Origin of the sequence: Neisseria sp. HMSC03D10 (assembly GCF_001807625.1) — a bacterium.
GTDB lineage: Bacteria > Pseudomonadota > Gammaproteobacteria > Burkholderiales > Neisseriaceae > Neisseria > Neisseria mucosa.
This window is the reverse complement of sequence record NZ_KV789572.1, coordinates 1-566: the sequence shown is the minus strand read 5'-3', so window position 1 is coordinate 566 and position 566 is coordinate 1. Positions and strand designations below refer to the sequence as shown.

General features: G+C 48.8%; 1 protein-coding gene. It reads right to left on the bottom strand.

Annotation, left to right across the window (positions count from 1 at the left end; genetic code table 11):
* A partial coding sequence (locus tag HMPREF3066_RS08165) for a hypothetical protein (protein WP_141743199.1) occupies nt 1-203 on the bottom strand: 203 nt, incomplete at its 3' end.
* Nucleotides 204-566 lie beyond the last annotated feature (363 nt).

The window sequence follows — 566 nt, the reverse complement described above, 5'->3', positions numbered from 1 at the left end:
GACAATACGGCCTCCTGCGGACGGATTTCAAACGCTGCGCGCTGGTTGAGGTAGAAAGACAGCGGCAACGAGGAGTCGGTGGAAGTGGCGGTAATTTCAACACGGTAGGCGGTATTGACCGCTTCGGATGCGCTAAAGGAGCGGACTGAAAGTGAGGGAGAAAAACGGGCAAAGGTAAGGTGGTAGGATTGGCAGATGGTCATGGCGGGTATTTCCAAGATGACGGTGAAACCTGCAAGGTAGTTTGAACGGGGGTGGACGGTCAAGCTGGGGGTAAGTGGTGGAAAGGCCGTCTGAATGGAAGTGAACTACACCTCAAAAGTTGAACATCCTTCCAACTGCCAAGGTCAAGGTGTGTTTTTTTTATGGCCAAATATACATTGAATTTCAAATATCAAACCTTACTCTAAACGCCTCATCCTCGATCGGCCCGCCTTCTTCAATTTGCGGAAAGGCGGGCGAGAGGATTCTGCACAGCGCGTGGATACGATTGAAATCGGAGGAGACACGCTCTGAGACCTTTGCAATAACATAAGTTATTAAAATTTTATGCTCAATACCATTTT